Here is a 19,865-nt window from a genome sequence, read left to right as displayed (position 1 = left end):
TGCGGCTCACAAAGTTCCGAAGGAGTAAATGTTGCCAGATACTGTTTCTGGTCCTTAACTGTGTTTCAAATTCTAAACTTTTTCAAAGGAAGGATTCATCATGAAAAAATCAACTTTAGCCGTGGCCGCATTACTGACTGCCCTTTCAGCTGCTTCTGTTGTTCCTGCTGCCTACGCTGATTCAACTACTACTCAAGCAAGTGGCTGCGCTGGTTGCAAAGGCTGTAAAGGCTGCAACGGATGCAAAGGTTGCAAAGGTTGCAAAGGTTGCAATGGCTGCAAAGGTTGTGGCGGCTGCAGCGGTAGCTAATATTTTTAAAGGAAGCGGAAACGCTTCCTTTTTTTTCCAGCGTGTATTTATGTCTGAATTTTCATTACCTTATTTGAGTAAAACGAAACAATCCCGCCTTTTGGCCTATGCATCTCAGATTCTGGAAGCCCAGCAACAGATGACCACTGCCAAAGGAAAAAACATTATTCATTACACTTTACAAAAGAAGCGTCGTCATGAGTCGATGAGCCATTATCCCAAGGGAGATCGTATTGATCGCCAAACGGGAGCTCAGTATTTTTATCATTGCCATCGTGAAGATTATGAAAGCATGGAGCATGGCCATTTTCATTGTTTCCTGCGCTATAAAGGGATCCCAGCCAAAATTACTCCTACTCCCTTATCCGATTGGGATAAAAATATGGATAACCCGATGACCCATATCGTGGCTATTTCCATGAATTGCCTTGGTCAGCCAATACGCCTCTTTACCGTAAACCGGTGGGTGTCCTCCGAGATTTGGTATGATGCAAAACACGTTTCCAGTTTCATCAAAAAATATGAAATGACACTGGAAGATGACCCCTACTGGATGATTCTGGATCAATGGGTTGAAGGCATGCTTCATTTATTTGAACCTCAGATTATCTGGTTGCACCAGGAAAGAGATAAGCAAATTGCTCGTATCAAAGCAGAGGATCCCGAGTCTAATCCCTATGAGGATCATCGCTATGAAGAGCTTTCCTACATTGACATTGACCTCTCCAGCCAGGTTCAATGGGTGTTAAATGCAATCAATCAAAGTGAAACCCCTGCGGAAGTTTAATCTTTTGAATGTATTGGAGCGCGTAGGTCGGGCGCTTCGCCCGACGTTCTTTTTTTCATCCAAATGAACAAATTCGAGGCAACCACTTATCCAAGGAAATGTCGGGCGAAGCGCCCGACCTACATGATATTGATAAGCTAATGACATCCTTCTCCTTTCTACTGTATAATAGTCGTTCTACTTTTTGCTTCAGGTGTTATGAAATGAAAAAGATCGTCGTAGTTTAAGAGAAAACCAATTCATTTTCACAATGAACTGCTTTTTTAAAAAAGCGGGTTTGTTTTTTATTTTCTAAAACTTCGAGGTTTTTATGAATTTTATTATGCCGCCTGTGTGGCTGATTGTACTTATCGCGGGTTTACCCCAACTGTCTGAAACAGTTTATACGCCCTCCCTGCCTGTCATCGCGCAAAGCCTGCATACCTCTGCGTCAATGATGGAATATACGCTTACCATTTATCTATTCGGCTTTGCCATTGGCACGCTGGTATGGGGAAAATTCTCCGATCGATTTGGGCGAAAACCGGGAATTCTACTGGGACTGCTGATATTTATCATAGGCTGTACGGGATGTTACTATTCGACAACCATCAGCGGGTTAATGCTCAGTCGTTTTGTTCAGGCCTTTGGCGGAAGTATCGGCAGTGTTCTGGGACAGGCAATTTGCCGGGATGCCTTTCAAGGCAGTGCCTTAGGTAAAGTCTATTCTGTCGTCGGCAGTGCACTGGCAGTTTTCCCTGCGGTAGGTCCTGTCGTGGGTGGGCTTATCGCAGAAAATCTTGGGTGGCGAAGCATTTTTACGGCTTTGACGTTTTTTAGCTTGCTGCTAATCATTCTGGTAGCGAGAAAACTGCCTGAAACGCATCTGCCGGAGCAACGCGCCCGGATTTCAATTGCCAAAGTGGCTATCCAATTACTGAGTAACAAAAAAGTGATGGGATTCGCACTTCTGGTGGCAGGTTGTAATGGCATTTCATTTAGTTATTTTGCTGAAGGACCTTTTTATTTCATCAAAATCCTAGGTTTGTCACCCAGTCAATTTGGTATGAGTTTCATTGCCATTGCCATAAGCACCATGTCAGGCGGTCTCCTGTCCAAATATCTGCATGCCTATCGTTCTTCCGGCAAAATCATGCAATACGGCTTAATGATTATTTTGATTGCGACGATAATATACAGCTTTATCGCTGTTTATCTGCATCTTTCTGCAATGCTGATGATTATTCTGAGCCTGGTAATGCAAATGAGTATTATGTTTGGTGTTTGCATGGTCACGACCAACGCCCTGGCGCTCGCTCTGACTGACTTTAAATGGTGTATTGGCACCGCATCCAGTGTGTTTGGTTTCTTTTACTACTGTTTAATTTCCGTCTTTACTCTGGGGATGGGATATTTTCATAATGGCACACTGCAGGCAATGCCCTTATATTTTTTAGCCATCGGTCTGTTCATGTTTTTAATCGAAAAACGGCTGATTAAGAGCAGCTAAAATCAGACAGGGATAATTCTCAAGCCGGAATTATCCCTTCATCGATTAAGTTGTGGTTTATTATCAATTTTATCTATGATTTTGATAAAAATTATTGATTATGAAAATGCGTTTATTTGCCTTAAGCTGTATGTCCCTTTTTCATGGAAGAAATCAGATGATCCGATTTTTAAAATGCTTGGTTTTCTGCTTGTTATTTCAGAATGCAGCAGCCCAGAGTAATTTTTATTCATATACTGACGTTGGCGAAGGCCCTGCGCTGGTATTAATTCATCCTTTTCCTGCCGACCAGGACATCTGGAAAGCCCAGAGAGAAGGACTAAAGCACAGATTTCGTGTGATCACCGTGGATTTATGGGGCTTTGGTCAGTCTGGTGAGGTTAATGGTAAGCCAGTCTCTATGGATGAATATGCCGAGGAAATCAGGATGATTCTTGATCACTTGCAACTTTCCAATGCGATTGTTGGCGGTGAGTCAATGGGTGGTTATGTTGCACTGGCTTTTTTAAAAAAATATCCCCAACGCGTTAATTCCCTGCTCTTATCTGGCACGCAATCCATTGCAGATAACGAAGACACAAAAACACAGCGCGAGCTTGCAGCCCAGGAAATCTTAAGCAATGGCACTTCGTCATTTATCCAGGCCTTTATCAGCAAAGCACTTTCCTCGCAGGCGTCAGAACCAATAAAGGCAGAGCTTCTCGAAATTCTCGAATCCCAGAAAGCCACTGCCCTGGCATCGGCATTACGCGGAATGGCGCTGCGAGAAGACACTTCCTCCATTCTTGCAAGTGCGGAAATCCCTGTGTTAATTCTTAGTGGAGAATACGATTCGGTCATCCCACCCCGGCAAAGTGAGAATCTGCATGAGATCGCCAGAAATAGCGCATTGGTGATAATTGAGAATGCCGGCCATCTGGCCAGTCTGGAACAACCGCAGCAGTGGAATCAAGCGGTGCTTGATTATTTTGCTGAGCGCTGACCAACAGTTTGTCATTCCTTAGTTGGCATTATAGCGGGATCAGATAAGATGGATACACAAAAAGCCCGTCTTTGCGAGCGTTAGCGAAGCAATCCCGCTCCTTACTTTGTTCAAGTTTCGATCTTGCTTCACTAAGTTCGCAAAGACGACAGGTTATGAACTTAATAAAGAAAAAGATTAGCTCCTCTTAGGGAGCTGCTCTTCTATACGTTTAATCATGTAGGGAAAAAATGGATTGGATGAAAGTCGAAGAATTGAGTCCAGACTGACGATAAGCACTTGCCGTTCACCATGCGAAGCAATGGTTCCTAATTGAACACCATAGTCCATTGAATCAGGAAAAAGACCATACAGACTATCGTTCATTGGAAAAGGAAGTGCAACATGTGACAAAGAATAGACATCACGCGGATAAGTCAATCCTAGAGGAAGAACACGTTCATTGACAGTTCCAGCATTAGTAACGCGCTCAACCACATCAACACTGTCATTATTCGCGTTAGTGATAATGACGCTGCGGTAGTTTCGCGGAGGAGCATTTAGTAGCCTTTCCACTGCAGTATCAGCTGAACGACGTAATAAAAGACCCAATTTTGAAGCCCTGTTCAAATCAAATAATACTAATTCACTACCATTTGCTGGAAGATTCGCATAAAACGATCGGATTATCGCGCGCGTACTGACTGTAAAATCCATCACAGACTGGAAGGTCAATACAGGAGGCAGTTCAATTAGTCGATCTTCTTTGGCAAGGCGTATGATTTGCTGTTGTAATACTGTAGTTAAACGATGAGACTGACTTGCCGCATTAACCGGAAAAGAGTTGTATTTAAATGGATTGAATTCAGGAAGTATATTGAGCCAGGCTGCTTTTGCAAAGGGGGGCAAAATCGCGGGCAGTGCAGCAAATCCCGCAAAACGCGCGAAGCGGGTAATGCCAATCATTGGTGAAATTAAAACTATCCTGTCAGGTTTTGTTAATTCTTTGTTTTCAAGAGAATCAAGCGCATATTTTAATGCCAGTGCACCGCCATTTGAAAAACCCACAAGATGGAGAGGCTGCGATGGACCTATGCGTCTTCGTGCTTCACGTATTGCTAACCGGGTGGCCGCCAACCAATCTTCCCATTTCACATCAGTTAAGGCAGCCGGTACTGTGCCATGAGCTGGCAGTCGAATCGCTATTGCAACATAGCCATGAGCGACATATCGTCTGGCTATGTGACGCAGACTATAAGGCGAATCAGTCAACCCATGTAATAAGACTACAGCGCCGACAGCTGGACCCTTGGGTTCAAGTATATAGGAGCGATTCCAGTCAGTAGAAAATTTTTCGGGATAAACCGGGCTGCCGGAGAAATATCGATTACCGGGGGTATGCTGTTTACTAGTTAATTTTTCAGTAACTTCGACGCGCACGGCATCAAAAAGAGAGTTTTCTGTGTCGGTGTATTGTAACCAGTTGAGCTTATCCAGTTCTTTAGCATGCTTTTCCTTTGGTACATAAGTATGCCATAGCTCCAAGGCAGGACCCCGCTGTAGCTCAAATATTCTTAGCCCTAGTAATATTAAAAGGGATAAAAAGACAAGCTTGGTTAGTGATTTTAACCATGTAAATAATTTAACTCTCATTGAAGGGACTCTTTGGGTATCACATCCAGGATACATCCATCAAGAATACCATTTAGCTATGTTGCTTTGGAATCTCTTTAAGAAAATGTGGAGTCGCAGGGCGCTCTTTTTGTAAATTGAGATATTTCTCAAGTGGCGCGCATACAGTTTCTTAATGATCAATTGCCAAGTCAAAGCTACACTTTAGGGTAAGGATAGTTGCAAATTCAGGAACAGGAAGTTCCAGGAATAAGGAAACAGCGCAAGGACGCGCTGGTCCACAAGGATGTGGATTTGCAACTTCCACACCTCTTTCCCCCTAAGCAGCCCGAGTTGAGTTATCAGCCTCTACTGGAAGACAGGCGTCTACCAGTTCAATATGGTGATCTTTCAGAACTTCACCCAGAAAAATCTCTCCTACCGTCTGGAAACGACGAATAGAGTCAGTAACCAGATATTCAATATTCCCTGGAGAACCAGAGTCTGTTTGCAGATGGTGCGAATACAATAGCTTTTGAAACGCGTAGGCAGTTGCCTCGGCAGAATCAACCACCGCGACTGATTCGGGCAGCAGTGTCGCAAGCAAGGGACGAAACACAGGAAAGTGTGTACAGCCCAGCAGTAAGGTATCCTCGTTTTTGAATTCAGACAGATAATAGAGCAGCGCTTCGCGTGCTACCGCATTATTCACCATCCCCTCTTCCGCAAGCGCTACCAAAACGCTGCAGGCACGCGCACTGATAGACGCCTGGGGAAGCTGTTCAGTAATTAAGCGTTGATACGCATTGGAAGCAATAGTGGTTTCGGTAGCAAACACAGTAATTTGCTGGTTACGCGTGGCAGCAACCACCGCTCCCGCTCCTGGCCGAACCACTCCAATCACTGGTATTTCCGTAAACATGGCCTGCAAATACGGCAAGGCGGCAGTGGTTGCTGTATTACAGGCAATCACTAGCGCCTTGATTCGTCTGGCTATCAATAATCTTGCCATCTGCACAGCATATTGCTGCACAGTTTCCGCGCTTTTCGTTCCATAAGGCAAACGGGCTGTATCCCCCAGATAGATGAAAGACTCTCTGGGTAATAAGCTTTTCAAGGCTCGCAAAACGGTCAGTCCGCCCATCCCTGAGTCGAATACACCGACTGGCAAATTATTATTATTCATGTTGTCCTTAATTGCTCTTGTTATGGAGAACCAACCGAAGGGCTTTGAGGCCGATTGGCATTCTCTTGTTCTAAGTCCTTAAGCGCACGTCCATCCTGAATAGCCGTTTTATACATATTACCAGAATTAGTGACCTGCTTTTCCACACGCTTCAAATCAGCCTGCGCCTTTTCCTGCTGGCTTACCATCTTACTAAACCCCTGGGTCAAAGCTTTAAATTCAGGGTGGTTTTTTATTATTTTATAATTGGGGTCACTCCAGACACTCGATCTTGGAGGAACATAAGCGGTAGTGCCCATACGAATGCATTCTTCACTGATTTTAAATCGAGGATGAAGTTCACCGACAGCTAATAAAGCACCATACAATAATCTGACCTCATCCGCATTATCCCCGGTTAGCAGAAACGGATGATCCTTATCCGGGGCTTTCGCCAAACCGGTAAGCGCCTTCATAGCCATGAATATGGCATCCTTCGCCATCTGATCTTCTGTACGTTTCTTATTAGGAACTAAAGTCAGTGATTTTGAAGGATTATAGGCTTCCTCTCCCTTGCTGGTTTTAGGGGCCATATCCTGCGAATGGCGTCTTTCAAGTACAGTACTGGTAGTGATGGTGACCGTACCATCAGTGCCTTTGGTCTGATGCTCCAGAATATAGGGCCGGACTTTGCCTACCGGAACCTTTTTCTCTGTTTCATAATCCTTGACCGCCACCCCGATATCAAGCTGTAAAGCCTGGTTATAGGTGGCCTGTTTTCTTTGTCCGTCTTCCTTCTTAATCAAATCATCAAAAGCAGCGATATCTTCGTCTTTGCCGACCTTTACCTTAAACTCAGTAAACCGGATGGTATGCTCCCCTTTTTTCGCTTCCTCAACGGCTGCCAGCAATCCTTTTTGCATGCGTTCGTCAGAGGCATTGGGGTTACCCTTCAATACATCCTCTATTTTGAGATACATATCTAATTCGGCTTTAATCTCATTATACGCCTTGGTAAGAAAGGCTTTTTCCTTCGCGATTGCCTTGGCTTTTTTGCTATTAAGATCATTGTCTGGTAATGATTTGAGCTGCTCTTCGATCAGGGCCAAATGTGCTTTAAGTGCAGGGATCACAATATCACACATTTTTTTAGTGTTTATCAGATCCTCCTCTATTCGCACCGCATTGGTTTTAGACAAGCCTTCAAATGCGGGATCAAGCCAGAGAGCTTCCTGTAACTCACTGAAGGTTTTTAAATGAGAATGACCGGACTCTTTCTGTAAATTATGAAGCTTATCCAGATTCTTTTGAACTTCAAGATGGCCAGCGTCTATGGCAGTGCTTAGCTCCTCAAGGCTCATGTCTTTGAATTTATCACTCTTGATACCCTGGGTCAGGAAACTATAGATACTCTCCGTTAATTGCCGACTAAACTCAGGGGGCATTACTCCGTTTAAAGTAGCATCATTAGTGATCAAACGAAGCAATTCAGTCCGATCCTTTGCTGTTCCCAGATGCTTACACAATTCCTGCAGCTGAATAGCTGTAAATGGCTGGTTTTTGGATAAGCCCAGCATAAAATCAGCAACTCTTTTCTTACCAGCGGGATTTGCAGCATTAATAAAAGTGCGTAACTCTTGATTATGATCATGCTGTTGTGAAATGCCGTTCTTCTGATCGTGTCGATTCAGAGCACTTCTATCGTCATTATAGCCAAAGGCTTGATTAAAAGCGGCTTCTTCAATATGACGATTAGCTCTACCCAGAATTTCCCAAAGTTGTTTTACTGAATCAGCAAATGCCTGTGGCTGTCCGGAAAGCTCAGCCGTTGTTTTAGAATCAATATGTGTATTAATATTGCGCACCAGACTGGGGTCAAGTTTAACATTGAGCCTTTTTAAGGTATTCGCAATAGCGGAATTATGAATCTTGTGGAAAAGGCCAAGATTTGTGTTTTCCTGAACCAATGCATCGACATTCAGATGTTTATCATTCAGCAGATCCCTGATTTTTTCAGCTTCGGTCCGGCTAGCCAATAATGAAATCAGTTCAGCATTGGCAGCAAGAGAAGCCTGTTTGGCTGGAGAAAGATTCAGCATGACTTTCTTCAGTTCCGGTCTTTGATCAAGCGGAATCCCGAGGACATTCTCGGCTCGGATAATCATCGCTCGTTCACCAGCAACCTTCTGAACCGCCTGCATACGAGCTGGATTCACCCAGTCCTGGCGATTAATATTCAGGGCAGTTAAGGCTTGTTTAAACTCAGCCTCTGAAATACCTGGTTTGGTTAAATTAACCAACCGATTCAAATCAGCATTAGCAGGGTATTGCCTGAGTAAACCTTGAATCAGCTCAGCTTCAAGATTCTGCGTATCGTTTTGACTCAAGCTGGGAAGAACCTCCTGCATCAGATCCGGCAAGCCCTCCCACCCGTCTGCTTCTACAATAGCTGTTAACTCATTATAGTTCTGTGTGGCCAGAAACTGCGGCATTTGATAAAGCTGTGCATAGGCACGAATTTTTAGGTTATAGGCAGAATCGATATCGTTTTCGATTAAATCATTGGCTTTATCATGTCCCAATACCGCGGCAACTGCTCTTTTCAATTGGTCAGTATCATTTGCGGCTGTGATTCCATTTAATAGCCCTGGATCAGCATCCTTCAGAACAGCCGGTATTAAACCGGCCAAAGCCATTTTGCGTGCCTCCATTAAGCGGGCCGGATCATTAAAATAATCCTTGAAAGATTGCAACTCCTCGGGTTTAGGATTGGCGGGTAAGAACTGCGCAGCATAATTGGCAGAGGTATAGTCCGGGTCAATTAAGGTGGCTAAACGATCAGCATGTACTCTGGCCTGCTCCCAGTCCTGGTCAGTCTGCGGTGTTTTAGGTAGTAAATTACTGCGAACATGAGCAATTGTACTCAGTTTTTTAATTTCTTCCGGATTGGTAAATGCTTCACGGACGGATTTTTTAGCAGGGGTATTTAAACCAAAAGCCGATACGGTCTCCAATACCTGGGAGAAGTCCTTCTGCGTTTTTGCTCTGGCTAACGCTTCAAGAGCCGCCACATCATTCATCGCCGCAATTTTATTGCCCAGAGCTTTGCTGGCTGCGACTTGTCGGAAGCTGTTTATACTGCTCTCGGTGACTGCTTCGCCAATATATTGATTCAAGGCCTCTTTATTACCTGCCTGGCTGCCGTATTCATTCGCCAATGCCGCTTGCAGATCGCCAAGTATGGTCATTCCCGCGAGCTGCAACAAAGTATCCTCTCTCTGTTCCGCGTTCAGTCTCGCTTTGAGATATTCTCCCCCCATCACGCCTCGAAGTGCTTTGGCATCTTCTTCAACTACGACTCCATCATAAGGAGCACCAAGATTAGCAGCGAAATCGGCATCATTATTTCGTTGAATCATAGCAAGCAGATTATTATGCTGAGCTTGCTGGCTTGCCAAAAGCCGTGCTTTAACTTCAAGCCCTTTAAGTGCGAGAGAGTGTGCAATTTGAGCACCAACTCCCTCTGCCGTCATCTTGTCAAGAGCAGGCTGAGGAATTTGCCAGCCCTGAAGCAGGCCCTTGAACGCCACATCATTACCGTCATTGATTGCCTGCAGCAAGTCATCCAGTTGCTGAGAGTCATTTGCTGCTCTAAGTTTGGATTCGAGATAATAAGTCTGGGCAGCCAGGCTGATTTCCGCAGCTGCAGCATTGGAAATGACCGCCTCATTGCTGGCATCCCAGGGCAATTTTGATTTGGTCAGATCACCAAAGTGATTTTTATAAGGGTCTACTACTAATTGTCTTCGTAATTCGACAGGATCGACAATGAATTTTACCAGATGGCTTTCATGTATCCCTAAACGGCTAATCACCCGTTGTTTGGCAACCTGCTTGTACAGATCAACAAAATTGGGAGCCCCATTATTATCAAGATCATCAACCTCATCAACTAAGCCATTCTCTTTCCAAAAGTCCTTATGAGCCTTAACTGCCGCCTTAAAGGCGACTGCATCATTTGGGTCAGCCGCAAAGATGGCATCAAGTGCTCGCTGGGCTTTTTCATGTTTTTCTTTGTTATTGTTATGCTGTAGTTTATTTATGGCATCTTGTAATGTCTGATTCTGAGGCATGTGAATACTCCAATCGCAATTCTTCCGTCATTTTAACTATAAAAGCTTAAGAAGTCCTTAATATCGTATTTTTTAATTGCTGTAAGCCAAGGCCTGCAGATAAGTCACCGGGCCGTCTTACATTTTTACTAAAATCAACTATTCTTATCAGTATAGCAAGTGAATGGATCAAATAAGAATGAAAACAACAGCTCTTTTACTTGTTTTAATCCCCTCTATGAGCCTGGCGCAAGGCTGTATCATTGGCAATCCCCCTTCTAAGGCGCGTTATGTCTGCATTGACGGGCGCTCTCTTAGCTGCACCGGCAAAGGCTTTGTCTGGAATGCCAAGCGAGGATGCTTTTTAAGCCGGCTGCCTTGCTGCGCCTATGAAGCCGAACACTATGGCTATTATCCGAATCCTGCGCGCATGTATAGAGCCTATGAACAATGCCGGGTTGATTATCCATTTCGCCTGGGCGAGATGCAGACTCATTAGATAAGCGGAGTTCAATAAATATCTATAACTTTATTCGCTTGTATGGCGTTCAGATTTCAATTTTGTGATTGAAGAAAAATGTGCGCGTAGCTATTCTACGTAAGCATTTTTCGGATTGAGCAAAATTGAAAGATGAGCGGCAGACAAGATGAAGAAAGTTATAGATATTTATTGAACTCCGCTTAGTCAGGAACCCTCGGGAAAATCTTCCTGGATGGTTAAATCCTGAATGTCATCGAGGCTTTTCTCCTCGGTCAGGCGAATTTGTAATCCCACATTATTCTTGGAATCAGCAAAGCGTATGGCATTGTCTCTGCTGATTTTTCCTGCTTTGTAAAGATCAAATAAGGCCTGGTCAAAGGTCTGCATTCCCTGTTCCCTGCTTCGGCCCATCACCTCTTTGATTTCATCCACTTTCCCTTTCTCAATTAAATCAGCAATATAAGGAGAATTGAGCAGGATTTCGACAGCAGGAACGCGTTGTTTCTCAATACCGGGAACGAGGCGAAGAGAAATTACCGCTCTTAAATTAAGCGAGAGATCAAGGAGTAACTGCTGCCTCGCGTCATCAGGGAAAAAATTAAGGACGCGATCCAGAGCCTGATTGGCATTATTCGCATGCAGGGTCGATAAACACAGATGTCCGGTTTCCGCATAGGCAATCGCATGCCGCATTGTGTTACGATCGCGAATCTCCCCAATCAAAATTACATCAGGCGCTTCGCGCATGGCATTCTTAAGAGCTGATTCATAACTAAGGGTATCAAGCCCCACCTCACGCTGATCAACGATCGATTTTTTATGGCGGTACAGGTATTCAATGGGATCTTCAATGGTCAGAATATGACCTCTATGATTGTCATTTCGATAGTCAATCATTGACGCCAGTGTTGTCGATTTCCCAGACCCGGTGGAACCCACAACTAATATCAAGCCGCGCATTTCAAGAATGATCGATTGAAGAATGGCAGGCAATTGTAACTCTTCGATGCTGGGTATAATTCCTTTGATATAGCGCACCACCATAGCGACTTCACCGCGCTGACGAAACAGATTAATTCTGAAACGGCCAACTCCGGTAAGAGATATTGCCATATTCAGTTCCATAGTGGCATCAAATTCCTTTCGTTGCTCATCGTTCATGATCGAGGAGGCGATTTCAGACATTTGCTGAGATTTCAAAGGCGATTGACCAATCGGGGATGTGATGCCTTCAATCTTGATATGAGGGGGAGCGCCCACACTAAAAAATAAATCTGAAGCGCCGCGTTCAACCATCAGTTTGAAAAAAGGTGTGATATCCATATTCATCCGATTTTTTTCTTTTTTTATTATTTTAATTGTAGATAAATGAAATGAATTTAACCAATCTAGTCTAAAATTAAATAGTAGGCTGTCGTTAATTTCAGTCTTAACTAATTAACTTGTCTCGGTTTTTCAAACCTTGGCTGTCATCAGGTTTAATACAGGAGACATGCTAATGAAAAAACGCAAAGACGATGCGCTATCATTACATAATCCCAGATTGCTATGCGCTTCCTATTACGCATTCCTTGCTGTTATCGGTACCATCCTGATTGATGCGTTTCTGTTTTTAATAGGATTTGAGCAAATCCTGCCTGTTTTTCTGGCCGTAGCTCTGGCAGGTTTTATCGCCTGCGTCTTTGGATTTCTATTTGGCAAACGAATAGTGCATTGCCCAAGGCCCTATCCTTTGAAAGTATTTCTGTATGGCTTTCTTATGGTATTCGCAGCAATGCCCTTTTATGATTTTCTTTTCCTCTACTTTCTTAAAGAATATGATACCTATTTCAGTATTGTTCCCCATTCTCCCGACTGGATGAGTATCTATTTTTTTGTTTTGAGGAACAGCATTATCATAGTAGGATGGTGGCTGGCGATTTTATCCGGATTTGCAGCGGTGTATTTGCGTGGTCATCTGGTATACATTATCCTGCATAGCGAAATGGAACAGCGTGATTTCCGGCTGAAAAGAAAAACGATAAGCAGACAAAAAAGATTATGAACTCAACAAATGAACAAAAACCAATCAGCGCTCGTTTTGCAGCCGCTGTTTTCTTTGGCATTTTTGCCTTTCTATTTCTGATATTTACTCGATATACTTTGCTTCCCTTAAAAGCCAGCCAGGGCTTTCCCTTAGGATATGCCTTAATCGTTGTCCCTTTTATCGGTATTCTGCTGGGCGCTTTGTTTGGAAATCAACTGGCCAAACCTTCTCGCTGGTGGAGGCCTTTTTTGTTTGGAATTCTGTTAGCCATCGTTTATCTACTCATTATCAGCATTGCCGTTCTGGTCAATTCCTATTGGAATGATCCTAATTTCGCCAGGCTCTCAGTCAAAGACTATATGGTTGTTTTTGGCGCAATTTATTTGTCAGCCACCCTGATTATCGGACTTTGGTTAATTCCGGTTACCGCATTGGCAGCAGTGTATTTTAATAAACACTTCTTTCCCGGTTTACGCGCAGTGGACAAGCGCCGACACAAGGAACTCTGAAGCGGATGATTGCTAAAGACAAACTGTTTGCCCTGATGGCAGACGGCGCTGTGGTTATAACGCCGACCAAGCGTCTTTCGATTGAACTTTTAGAGCAGTACTTTCAGTTTCATACCAGCAACACATTAAAAAAACCACTTTGTATGCCTTATCAGGATTTTCTGCGCATGCAATATAACAGAATGTGTTTTGATAATTCTGAAAAAGCTCATCCTTTATTATTGAATAAGACCCAATACGATTATCTTTGGTTAGATATTCTGAAACAGCAGACTGAAATTCCCCTGCACACAGGCCTGATTGATGCGGTTAAAGACGCATGGGCCAAATGTCAGCGCTGGAAACTTGATATCAATCTCAGCACATTTTCTCAGACTGCGCAGACTCAAGCTTTTGCAAAATGGTCTCTCCTGTTTCAGCAAGCTCTGGATAAAATCCCGGCTATCGTTGATGAGCAATTGGCGGATTATCTGGCCTTGGCTCTTAAAAACGTCCAGTATACAGCCAGCATCTGGGTTTGCTTTGAGGAATACACTCTCCAACAAAAGAATTTACAGATTAAATTGGAGAGGCTGGGCTGTAATGTGCTTCATACCATATTAAACCCCGCCACAAGCGCCACCAGTCTCTATCAGGCCAAAAATACAAGCGATGAATATGAGGAAATGATTGCCTGGGCAAAAACCCGGCTTTCTGAAGCAAGGCGAATTGGGATTGTTGTACCCTCTTTGGAGACTGAAGGCAGAAAACTGCAGCGGCTGCTTCAGAACAGACTGCCCGATGTACCTTTTAGCATTTCGCTGGGCAAGCCCTTAAGTGAATATCCACTTGTTGGGCACGCCATGCAATGGCTGAAACTGGATTGCCAGACGCTTAGCAACCATCAGGCTCGATTGCTGTTATATTCACCTTATTTACATCAATCCAGTAAAGAATTTCTTAAGCGGGCTCAGTTCATACAGAACAGCGTTTCACTTCAGGAAGAGAGGATAGACTGGCATTTCTTTTTAAACGAACTTCAGTACAAGACGCCAGGATTATATAAAATCCTTTCTACAATCAAGACGTATCCTCAGTCAGCCTCCCCTTCTCAGTGGCTGCAGCATTTTCAGAACAGGCTGAATGATATGGGATTTCCGGGTGATCAGGCACTGGATTCGGAAACCTATCAGTGCCTGCAAAAACTGCTTCATCTCTTCTCTGAATTGAAACAATTGCAGCTTTTTAGCTCCAGTTTAAGCGGGACGCAAGCACTTGAGGCATTGCATTCCATAGCCTCCAATACTATTTTTCAACCCAAAGCGGAAAAAAGCAGCCTGCATATAATGGGTGTACTGGAATCCTCTGGGACCCATTTTGATGCGCTATGGGTGACTGGTATGACCGATGAATGCCTGCCGAAGAAAATTAAACCTTCTGCCTTTATCCCCTTGGAATATCAAAGAATTTACACAAGCTCAGATTATGCCCTGAATCTGGCGGAAAAGCAGTTTGACTCATTTCTGCGAAATGCGCCGCTGGTTGTCTTCAGCTATGCCTCTATTGATGAAGACAAACCCCAGCTTCTTTCTCCTTTGATAAAAGACACGGTACAAAGAACCGGTCAGGGCGTTAATAATACCAGGTCTCGGATTAAACTTGAAAAGATGGAGGAGACCTATCAGATTCCTCATAGCAAGCCACAAATCAAAGGAAGTACTGCTTTATTGGCTAAACAATCCAAATGCCCTTTCCAGGCTTTCGCAGCTCATCGTCTTCATGCTCAGCAAGGCCAGGCTGCCTTTGATGGCTTAAATCCACTGGAGCGCGGGCAGTTAACTCATAAGGCTCTTGAGTATTTTTGGCAACAGGTTATCGATCAGGAACGTTTACTTGCTTTAAGCGAAGAGGAACTCGACACATTAATTACCAATTCCATTGACTCTGCCATTGAACCTTATCGGCGACAGAGAGTGTATTCTTTTTCACCGCTGATACAGCAAGTAGAGATTAAACGGCTGCACCGTTTGCTGTCTCAGTGCCTCGAATGGGAAAAAGAGCGTCCTGAGTTTAAAGTGGAGGCTCTTGAAAAGGGCTTTAGCTTAACCCTGCAAGGTATTGAGTTTAATTTGCGTGTAGACCGAATAGACCAATTGGCTGATGGAAGCAAATGGGTTATTGACTACAAAACCAGTATACCCTCCAGCCTTCCCTGGAATGAAGAACGGCCGCGCGAACCACAGCTTTTGGTGTACGCTCTGCTGGATCAGGCCATCAATACCCTGATTTTCTCGGCACTCAAAGAAGGACAGCATGTCTGTAAAGGCTTAAGCGAGAACGATTATGAACTGAAAAATATCCAGAGTCTTTCCGAAGAACGCTCCTGGGCAGAAGCGAGAGCGTGCTGGCAAGAGTCTCTCGAACAACTGGCCAAAGAGTTTGCAGAAGGTTTCTGCCCTCCAAAGCCTGTTAATCGTTCGGTCTGTCAGCAGTGTAACTATGCCTCGCTTTGCCGGATTAACCACCGTTAAAGCCTGAATATTACCCCCCCCTTTTCGCTTACGTGCCGTGCTTTATGCACGGCATCCATACAGTTTTAAGCTGGATTCCGCGCATAAAGCGCGGAACGTAGGCATTTTGAAGGAATATGCCTTTAGATGCGCTTATCCTGCGCCTATTGCAAGTCTTTGATTTATCTTTTAAGCTTTTGATTTTTTGGAAAAGGATTTTATCTGATGCGCACCTCTGCCAAATGGCTTTTCCCTTTGCTTGTCGGATTTGGAACAGCCGCGTATTCTGACCATCCCTCGAGTTACATGCCAGTCGATATTAAAGAAGACTTTCAGTCGATTATGAAGCGAATGGTTGATCAGAAAGAAGCGGTTGAAAAAAAACATGCTGATTTGCTCGAACAGCGTTATGACCTGAGTAATAAACCGGCAACCGGCACCACCATGACTGGCGGCAAGCCGATCCAGGAAGGAGTCCGGGTTAAATTACCCGCTGGTCTGACCTGGGAAGCTCTGGCAAAAATGACCCCGGAAGAGATTAAGGAAAAAGGCGTATACCCTCTGGGTTTTCTGCCACTGCCCCACCCCAATCACCCGGAAGGCGGGATGCTATTTCCAAAATTTGTTATTGATGAATTCAATAAACAGGAACAACGTGATTTAACCCGCTTTGATTTGGATTTCGATATTCCCGATCATTTTCTACCCATTTTTCCTGCACCGATTTTTCTGACAACCCGTCCCGATCTTGGCGATGTTTCCAAAGGAAAATTGGTCAATATCAATAACTATTATGAATTGTTTAATGGTCTTTTAAATCCAAAACAACTGGAAGGATTGCGATTGCTGGTAACCCCTTTCCCGCAGCAGCAATTTAATCAGACAGAAGACAGACGAACAGTGGCTCCTAGCCGAGGCGTTGCCTGTTTTGACTGTCATTCAAACGGCCATACCAATAAAGCGACCCACCTGGTGGGTGATATCAGACCTCAGGAATTCAGACATCGGATTAACACGCCCAGTCTGCGCGGCGTCAACATCCAGCGTTTATTTGGCTCGCAAAGAGCGTTAAAAACGGTGGAGGATTTTACCGAATTTGAACAGCGAGCAGCCTATTTTGACGGGGATCCGGTGATTGCTACCAAGAAAGGGGTGAATATTCTCGAGCGCGGTAGCCAGGTTCACTTTATGTCAGAGTTTCAGGAAATCCTGGATTTTCCACCCGCTCCAAAGCTGGCAGTAGATGGGAAACTGGATCCTTCCAAAGCAACTGCAGAAGAGTTGCGCGGCCAGGAGCTCTTTTTTGGTAAGGCACAATGTTCAACTTGCCATACGCCACCCTATTACACTGATAACACTATGCACAATCTGCAAACAGAGCGCTTCTTTAAACCGGTTATGATTAATAACATGATGGCAGTGGGTGACGGACCGATTAAAACCTTTCCTTTGAGAGGTATTAAGGACTCTCCACCCTATCTGCATGATGGCCGCTTGCTGACCCTGGATGACAGCGTGGAGTTTTTTAATCTGATATTGAAACTGCAACTCAATGATCAGGAAAAGAAAGATCTGGTCAGCTTTATGAAAGCCCTCTAGCTACCCTGCTATTGTAGCAACTGTCTTGAATTTTTAATTCAAGACAGTTGCTACAATTAATTGCTAATGGCGCTGCCTAAAGTCTGCGGCAGAGTATTTACAGTAACATCCGTTGACAGGGCCTGGGGTATGTACGCAAATAGCGGATTTCTTTTATCAGAGCTATACCCCATCGAAACACCCGGAGTATTTTCAAATACACTCACTTTAGAAGGCTGAATATGAACCCTTTTTGCAAATTCATCCGCCAGGGAGTGAACGATGACTTTGCTCTTCAGCTGCTCAAACTGAGAGGTAAATCGGTCAAATTCCTCCTTTAAATACTGGGGTGAATGATCAGGAAAGCTTTCAGCAATATTCTTTTTAAACCATTCTGAAACCTGCTCTTTCACTTGAGTTTCGCTTAAACCTGCTTTTTTAGCATAGGTCTGGATGAGATCATCATAACCAGTTGCCAGACTACCCATTTCCTGAGTATTACTGAAATGCAAATCACTCACACCCATGTACAGGAATCGAGATAAACAAAGCTGTCGCTGCAACCAGTTCAAAGGCATATTGTTATGAACCACGATAACCGATATATTATTAGCGCCCTGCTTCTTTAAGTTACTAATGGCCTGGCACAGGGTATTGCCAGTCGCGGTTTCATCATCAGTAATTAAATACCTGTCCTGTGCATTAATACCCAGCTCACCCGCATTCATATTATTGATCAAAGCACTTGTGTCCTGATGAGAATCCCGCTGCTTTTCACCCAGCACGCGTGATGAGCACAATTTATCACCCAAAATGCTTTGCAAGTGCTGAGTCAGTTCATTGGTTCGTTTGGCCGCCCCAGCATCCGGGGTCACCAGACGTAACTGACCTTGTCCTGGATTATTGAGCCATTCTGTAGCAACCCGGGTAGCAAGAATGGTCAGTGCGGGTACTGCCGAGCCTCTTATTTCTTTGCCTGTGTATGTTCCAGATAAAGTGTGATTATCATGACACTCCGCGGTAACCACATTATTTACCCCTGCCGCCTCAAACAGTTTTCCATTATGCTGAACATAAGCGCCAGTTTTTCCCTTTGGATTATCCTCTGCCTTATCCGATCTGGCGCTAAATTGGTAGGGATTAATCAGGTTGATATGCAGGGCGCCGCGTAAATGTGCCTGCCTTGCAATCATCGCAGCTTCAAAAAAGCAGGGGGAAGCGCCATTTTTCTCGTATTCGGCCGACACCGTAAAATCATCAGGATTGGGGCGTGTGGATTGCACAATAGTCACTACCGAGCCGGCGATAACAGCCACCTCAGGAATTGTGGCCCCGATTCCAGCTCCATTGATGTAGTAGAGTTTAATTTCCTCACCATTCTGACGAAGATGTTCCGCGATTTCTTCAGCTAAAGGCCGATTGGCTGAACAGCAAATTAATACATGTCCCTGTTTTTTTTCAGGAACCTCAAGACTTACCGGCGCACCCTCACAGACCCTCTCCATGAGCTTACTATGAGATAAATTGAGTTTTGACCAAACGGCATTTAAATAACTTCGTCGAGTAAAATGAAGTACTTTAGCGTCTATAGTTGACTCGCTAGTCTGGTTAGCGGGTAACTCCAGGTAAGAGGATAGTTCGCTTTTGCTGACCTGATATTCTTCAGGCTTTGATTGTTGGGATACTTTAAAAGTGATATTTGCGTCAATATGATTTTCATCCAGAATACCCTGATAATTCTTATCATAATAATAAAGCTTATTGGCACCGCTTGCCTTGAATAATTTAATCAATAGCAGATTAAAATCATCAGGATATAGCACTGGATGAAATTGCTCGGGTAATGCAAGGGTTATTCGCTCGGCGCCATGCTCATGTATTGCGCGGCAAAGCTGCAATGCTTCATGAAGTAAGACTGACTTCGAATAGGTACCCGAGGACACCCCGACATGGATATTGATGTTCTCACCGCGAATGGCAACATTCGGGGATAGAATAGAGAATGCGTCACCGGTTGAAAATACTTTGAACTGGTTACGCGCGACTTTTTGGGGGTCAATATTCCATGCTTCTACTGGACAGCCATGATTATAAAAGTTAATAAATTTGCTGGACAATGTTTTCGCAACAGGAAAAAAGATTCCGCGACGAGCAAAATTTTTGATGGGACGATTATTACTAAGATTCAATAAGCGGCTGATAGTAAATTCCTGCGTATCCCCTTCAGGGTTTTCATTATGCACAGGTAAAGCCGAAATAGCTTGTCCATCAGTATTAACAGGGGTTTTAACGGAAGGTTGCATGCTTGTCTCCTCATGATTGAATAACGTCATGTTAATAATCTCGG

At 44.1% G+C, this 19,865-nt stretch carries 13 protein-coding genes; 8 read left to right on the top strand and 5 right to left on the bottom strand.

Annotation, left to right across the window (positions count from 1 at the left end; all coding sequences use genetic code 11):
- Positions 1 to 359 precede the first annotated feature (359 nt).
- The 3 genes from B1207_RS12450 (at position 360) to B1207_RS12440 (ending at position 3,568) form a co-directional block, all read left to right on the top strand.
- Positions 360 to 1,097: a DUF6969 family protein gene (locus B1207_RS12450; protein WP_112220325.1), complete on the top strand. Its 738-nt coding sequence runs from the start codon at positions 360 to 362 to the stop codon at positions 1,095 to 1,097.
- A gap of 310 nt (positions 1,098 to 1,407) precedes the next feature.
- Complete coding sequence (locus tag B1207_RS12445; RefSeq protein ID WP_112220282.1) at positions 1,408 to 2,586, top strand: multidrug effflux MFS transporter; 1,179 nt, start codon at positions 1,408 to 1,410, stop codon at positions 2,584 to 2,586.
- Positions 2,587 to 2,686: 100 nt separating this feature from the next.
- Positions 2,687 to 3,568 carry an alpha/beta fold hydrolase gene (locus B1207_RS12440; RefSeq protein WP_253255864.1) on the top strand — a complete coding sequence of 294 codons (882 nt, stop codon included), beginning with the start codon at positions 2,687 to 2,689 and terminating at the stop codon, positions 3,566 to 3,568.
- 177 nt (positions 3,569 to 3,745) lie between these two features.
- On the opposite strand, the gene B1207_RS12435 is transcribed toward B1207_RS12440, so the two are convergent.
- The 3 genes from B1207_RS12435 to B1207_RS12425 all read right to left on the bottom strand — a co-directional run bounded on the left by B1207_RS12435 (position 3,746) and on the right by B1207_RS12425 (position 10,456).
- Positions 3,746 to 5,200 (bottom strand): alpha/beta hydrolase, encoded by a 1,455-nt coding sequence (locus B1207_RS12435; RefSeq protein WP_112220281.1) that lies wholly within the window; start codon positions 5,198 to 5,200, stop codon positions 3,746 to 3,748.
- A gap of 298 nt (positions 5,201 to 5,498) precedes the next feature.
- Positions 5,499 to 6,344, bottom strand: a complete 846-nt coding sequence (gene murI, locus B1207_RS12430) for a glutamate racemase (protein WP_112220280.1) — start codon at positions 6,342 to 6,344, stop codon at positions 5,499 to 5,501.
- A gap of 20 nt (positions 6,345 to 6,364) precedes the next feature.
- Positions 6,365 to 10,456 carry a hypothetical protein gene (locus B1207_RS12425; RefSeq protein ID WP_112220279.1) on the bottom strand — a complete coding sequence of 1,364 codons (4,092 nt, stop codon included), beginning with the start codon at positions 10,454 to 10,456 and terminating at the stop codon, positions 6,365 to 6,367.
- A gap of 163 nt (positions 10,457 to 10,619) precedes the next feature.
- On the opposite strand from B1207_RS12425, the gene B1207_RS12420 reads away from it, so the two are divergent.
- Positions 10,620 to 10,934, top strand: coding sequence for a hypothetical protein (locus B1207_RS12420; RefSeq protein WP_253255863.1), 315 nt, complete (start codon positions 10,620 to 10,622; stop codon positions 10,932 to 10,934).
- Positions 10,935 to 11,120: 186 nt separating this feature from the next.
- Here B1207_RS12420 and B1207_RS12415 read toward each other — a convergent pair whose 3' ends face one another.
- Positions 11,121 to 12,239, bottom strand: coding sequence for a PilT/PilU family type 4a pilus ATPase (locus B1207_RS12415; RefSeq protein WP_112220323.1), 1,119 nt, complete (start codon positions 12,237 to 12,239; stop codon positions 11,121 to 11,123).
- Positions 12,240 to 12,414: 175 nt separating this feature from the next.
- Between B1207_RS12415 and B1207_RS12410 the strand changes: the two genes are divergently transcribed.
- From B1207_RS12410 to B1207_RS12395, 4 genes are all read left to right on the top strand, one after another.
- Positions 12,415 to 12,960, top strand: a complete 546-nt coding sequence (locus tag B1207_RS12410) for a hypothetical protein (protein ID WP_112220277.1) — start codon at positions 12,415 to 12,417, stop codon at positions 12,958 to 12,960.
- The gene (locus tag B1207_RS12405; RefSeq protein ID WP_112220276.1) at positions 12,957 to 13,451 is read left to right on the top strand and encodes a hypothetical protein; all 495 of its coding nucleotides are present in this window, start codon (positions 12,957 to 12,959) and stop codon (positions 13,449 to 13,451) included. Before B1207_RS12410 ends, B1207_RS12405 begins: the two co-directional genes overlap by 4 nt.
- A gap of 5 nt (positions 13,452 to 13,456) precedes the next feature.
- Positions 13,457 to 15,961, top strand: coding sequence for a PD-(D/E)XK nuclease family protein (locus B1207_RS12400; RefSeq protein WP_112220275.1), 2,505 nt, complete (start codon positions 13,457 to 13,459; stop codon positions 15,959 to 15,961).
- A gap of 204 nt (positions 15,962 to 16,165) precedes the next feature.
- The gene (locus B1207_RS12395) at positions 16,166 to 17,539 is read left to right on the top strand and encodes a cytochrome B6 (protein WP_112220274.1); all 1,374 of its coding nucleotides are present in this window, start codon (positions 16,166 to 16,168) and stop codon (positions 17,537 to 17,539) included.
- A gap of 56 nt (positions 17,540 to 17,595) precedes the next feature.
- Here the strand turns inward: B1207_RS12395 and B1207_RS12390 are convergent, their stop codons facing one another.
- A complete protein-coding gene (locus tag B1207_RS12390; RefSeq protein ID WP_112220273.1) occupies positions 17,596 to 19,821 on the bottom strand; it encodes a phosphoribosyltransferase family protein in 2,226 nt (741 codons plus the stop codon).
- Between the last annotated feature and the right edge of the window lie 44 nt (positions 19,822 to 19,865).

Origin of the sequence: Legionella quinlivanii (assembly GCF_003265995.1) — a bacterium.
In the GTDB taxonomy this organism is placed as follows: Bacteria; Pseudomonadota; Gammaproteobacteria; order Legionellales; family Legionellaceae; genus Legionella_C; species Legionella_C quinlivanii_A.
This window is presented reverse-complemented; position numbering and strand designations above follow the sequence as displayed.

Coding starts and splice junctions, on each gene's coding strand:
- B1207_RS12450 (WP_112220325.1), top strand. CDS start 360: ATGTCTGAATTTTCATTACCTTATTTGAGTAAAACGAAACAATCCCGC.
- B1207_RS12445 (WP_112220282.1), top strand. CDS start 1,408: ATGAATTTTATTATGCCGCCTGTGTGGCTGATTGTACTTATCGCGGGT.
- B1207_RS12440 (WP_253255864.1), top strand. CDS start 2,687: ATGAAAATGCGTTTATTTGCCTTAAGCTGTATGTCCCTTTTTCATGGA.
- B1207_RS12435 (WP_112220281.1), bottom strand. CDS start 5,200: ATGAGAGTTAAATTATTTACATGGTTAAAATCACTAACCAAGCTTGTC.
- murI (WP_112220280.1), bottom strand. CDS start 6,344: ATGAATAATAATAATTTGCCAGTCGGTGTATTCGACTCAGGGATGGGC.
- B1207_RS12425 (WP_112220279.1), bottom strand. CDS start 10,456: ATGCCTCAGAATCAGACATTACAAGATGCCATAAATAAACTACAGCAT.
- B1207_RS12420 (WP_253255863.1), top strand. CDS start 10,620: ATGGATCAAATAAGAATGAAAACAACAGCTCTTTTACTTGTTTTAATC.
- B1207_RS12415 (WP_112220323.1), bottom strand. CDS start 12,239: ATGGATATCACACCTTTTTTCAAACTGATGGTTGAACGCGGCGCTTCA.
- B1207_RS12410 (WP_112220277.1), top strand. CDS start 12,415: ATGAAAAAACGCAAAGACGATGCGCTATCATTACATAATCCCAGATTG.
- B1207_RS12405 (WP_112220276.1), top strand. CDS start 12,957: ATGAACTCAACAAATGAACAAAAACCAATCAGCGCTCGTTTTGCAGCC.
- B1207_RS12400 (WP_112220275.1), top strand. CDS start 13,457: ATGATTGCTAAAGACAAACTGTTTGCCCTGATGGCAGACGGCGCTGTG.
- B1207_RS12395 (WP_112220274.1), top strand. CDS start 16,166: ATGCGCACCTCTGCCAAATGGCTTTTCCCTTTGCTTGTCGGATTTGGA.
- B1207_RS12390 (WP_112220273.1), bottom strand. CDS start 19,821: ATGCAACCTTCCGTTAAAACCCCTGTTAATACTGATGGACAAGCTATT.